Below are 3,432 nucleotides of genomic sequence, written 5' to 3'. Positions count from 1 at the left end.
GATTGCAAAGTGTCGCTCAGTCGCACGCGATCGATCTCCCGATCGACGTTACCAAAATAAGCTAATGTCGTATGGGCGGTAAAATAATATTGCTGCTCGATCCCGAGGGAAATCAAGCTCGAATTTTGGTAAATCGCGCGCCGGAACGCAATAATCCGGTTGTAGCTGTACTCATCCTTGGGTACTAAACTTACTTCGATGGCGCGGGGGCGGACAGTTAAGCCCATAATTTGCCAGCGAATCGGAGTAGTTTCAACGATAGATTCTTGATAGATTTTAAAACTATCTTCGATCCGATCGCGCAATTGACTCTCAAAATCCGGATTGGCGGCGACTACCGTCCGATAAGCACTATCCCAAATCAAATCAGCTAAAGTGAAGTGAAAACTTGCCGGATCGACTAGCACCAATAAATCCGGTTCTAATTTCTCGATCAGTTGCTGTTGACATGCTGCTAAATCTTGAAATACAGCACTATTTACCGGATCTTCTGCCCCTGGTGGTGTAATTGCTGAATACCCTGGAAACGTTACAGGTTGCCGAGTGCCATCCTCTTTCAACCTGAACTTAGGCGATTCTTGGATATTTTTGACCTGAGATTCATAGGTGGCGGGTAGGGTCATTTTTGCCACGCGGTTGAGATAAGTATGATAGGACTCGTCCACTCGCGATCGCCTCCTTGCCTGTGATATTTGTTAACATTTTGGTAATGTCACTTACCTAAAAATACACATACACTGTTTCCCATCCTCACAATCGCCGATCTTGGCAATTATTGACATTGAAGTCGAGTAGAAAGCAGGTAAAATGTGCGGTTCATTATTAAGCTTAGCACTCGATCCTCTGATTATTATGACTCCAAAGGATAAGTTCGCAAGCTGAGTCTCGATTTTAGTCTTAACTCACGCGTGGCAATCGGTGCTTGAAGCCACATAATATCTCCCAGGAGATCGTCCCAAGCTCATTTGCCCAGTCATCGGCGGTAATCTCAATCGTGCCGTCTCGTCCTAGAATGGTGACGATCTCGCCGACTTGGAGATCGGGAATCTGACTGACATCGAGGACGATCCGATCCATCGTAATCGAGCCGATTTGCGGTACCAAGCAACCCCTAAGCGCTACCTGCATCCGATTTGACAAGCGACGGGGTACCCCGTCAGCATAACCAATTTCGACTACGGCGATCTGCATATCCCGATCGGCAATAAACCGATGCCCATAGCTGACTCCCGTCCCTGCCGCGATTTCCTTAATTTGGGAGATCCTGGCTTTGACGCTCAGGACGGGCTGAAGTGAGATTTTTGGCTGTAAATGCGGGGCTGGGTAGAGTCCGTACAAACTCAGTCCCGGTCGGACTAAATTATAGTGCGATCGATCGCTAACTAGAATCCCGGCAGAATTTGCTAGATGTAGCAGCGGGATAGTGTATCCAGCCGCCCCAATCGCCGCAATCGCCCGATCGAACCTGGCAATTTGTAGTTCCATCACCGTCGGATCGAGGTCATCAGCGGTAGCTAAATGCGAGTACAAGCTACCAATCCGTAAATATGGCAAACTTGCCACTTCACGATAAAAAGCGACTGCCTGCTGCCAATCTGCCCCCAATCTCGACATTCCCGTATCGAGCTTGAGATGGACGGTTAGAGGTAAACTGGGCGCTAGCTTCGCAATCGCTTTCGAGAGTAAAATTGCTTGCTCGATCGTGCAAATTGTCGGCTGTAATCCCCACTTGGCGATCGCTTGTGCCTGGACGTTGGTGTTTACCGCACCTAAAATCAAAATTGGGGCAACTATGCCCGCAGATCTCAGTTCGATCCCTTCAGTTACCGTCGCCACAGCCAACCATTCCACATTCTCGGCGATAATTGTGCGGGCGATTTCGATCGCGCCATGCCCATAGCCATCGGCTTTGACTACCGCCATTATCTGAGTATCTGGTGCTAATAAGCTGCGAATTTGGCGGACGTTATGCGCCAGTGCGGCTAAGTCAATTTCGACCCAAGCCCGCTGCCGATCCCAATCAGTGTCTTCAAGAGCGGGGCGTTGCGGTAGTTGCTCGGGGTGAGAATCGTTCATATGATGCGATCGTCTCAATGCTGCTAACTGGCAGTTATTATAGTTGTCTAGATATTAACACCAGATTTCGATCTCCGTAGTCAAACAAATTCATCATGAACACGATCGCCAGTGCCAGTATCGGTCTGATTTTGTCAAGTTACTGCCTAGTGGGGACAGCAGTAGCCGCAGGGAGCGTAAAAGCCAAATGTCCGTTCAAAGGCTATATTCACCCGATCGGTGTTTTATCTGTACGTGAAAGTATCGGCGATAATTCCACCTACGGTTTTAGTTAGAATTAGGAGGTATTCTTCCTCCTAAACTCTAAATCATGGCAACGACTATCCTAGGTAATACTGGCATTGAAGTTACACCGCTCGGATTTGGTACCTGGGCTTGGGGCGATTCGCTGTTTTGGGGATATGGCAAAGATTATGGCGAACTTGAGCTGCGACTGGCTTTTCAAGCTGCAATAAGTAAAGGCATTACCTTCTTTGATACCGCCGAGGTTTACGGATTGGGTAAGTCAGAGGAATTACTAGGGAAATTTATCAAAGAAACCCGCGCGACTACCCAGATGGCAACAAAATACGCGCCCCTGCCGTGGCGGTTCCGAAAGGAAGATGTTGCCGATGCCGTGACTGCTAGTTTGAAACGCTTGAAGATGCCCTCGATCGATCTGTATCAAGTCCATTTTCCGGCTCCTTCATTTTTAAGTCAAGAAGGCTTGATGAATGCCCTCGCTGACGAGGTGGAGCAAGGGCGAGTTAAGTCTGTTGGCGTGAGTAACTATAGTGCCGAACAACTCCGCGAAGCGCATCGTTTGCTAGCGCGGCGCGGTGTGCCTTTGGCAGTAAATCAAATGCGGTATTCGCTCATCACCCGCGAAATCGAGACGAATGGGGTACTCGCAACGGCGCGGGAATTGGGAGTGACGATTTTGGCGTATAGCCCCCTGGCTCAAGGCTTACTCACAGGCAAGTATACTGCCAGCAATCCGCCTACTGGTGCAAGAATTATGGACAAACGGTTTCAGTCGGCTGGTTTAATGAAACTACAACCCGTCTTCAATAAGCTCAATGAGCTGGGCGAGAAATACTCCAAAACTCCAGCTCAGGTAGCTCTCAACTGGCTGATCTGTCAGCCCGGTGTCATTCCCATCCCAGGGATTAAAACTGCCGCTCAAGTCGATCAAAATGCTGGCGCTTTGGGTTGGGAATTGACAGTCGATGAAATTAGCGAGTTGCGCTATCTAGGGTAATACCAAATTAAGTTTTAGGTTGGGTTGAGGAATGAAACCCAACATCCCCGTCGCCCTCACCCCGCCCTCGCCTCCGGCTCCGGCTCCCCTCTCCCAAGCTTGGGAGAGGGGTTGGG

The 3,432-nt window shown here is 49.3% G+C and carries 4 protein-coding genes; 2 read left to right on the top strand and 2 right to left on the bottom strand.

Translation table 11 applies throughout. The features are described 5' to 3' along the window. Together RMO35_RS00480 and alr are read right to left on the bottom strand one after the other, a co-directional pair. On the bottom strand, nt 1-665 hold a 665-nt coding region (locus RMO35_RS00480; protein WP_309737806.1), incomplete at its 3' end, for a DUF1868 domain-containing protein. A 232-nt stretch (nt 666-897) separates the two neighbouring features. Further along, nucleotides 898-2,076, bottom strand: a complete 1,179-nt coding sequence (alr, locus tag RMO35_RS00475) for an alanine racemase (protein ID WP_309737804.1) — start codon at nt 2,074-2,076, stop codon at nt 898-900. A 95-nt stretch (nt 2,077-2,171) separates the two neighbouring features. Here alr and RMO35_RS00470 point away from each other — a divergent pair, with 95 nt between their 5' ends. After that, nucleotides 2,172-2,351 carry a hypothetical protein gene (locus RMO35_RS00470; RefSeq protein ID WP_309737802.1) on the top strand — a complete coding sequence of 60 codons (180 nt, stop codon included), beginning with the start codon at nt 2,172-2,174 and terminating at the stop codon, nt 2,349-2,351. Nucleotides 2,352-2,386: 35 nt separating this feature from the next. After that, nucleotides 2,387-3,316 carry an aldo/keto reductase gene (locus RMO35_RS00465; protein WP_309737801.1) on the top strand — a complete coding sequence of 310 codons (930 nt, stop codon included), beginning with the start codon at nt 2,387-2,389 and terminating at the stop codon, nt 3,314-3,316. Nucleotides 3,317-3,432: the final 116 nt, after the last annotated feature.

Source organism: Chamaesiphon sp. OTE_20_metabat_361 (genome assembly GCF_031364565.1).
This window is presented reverse-complemented; position numbering and strand designations above follow the sequence as displayed.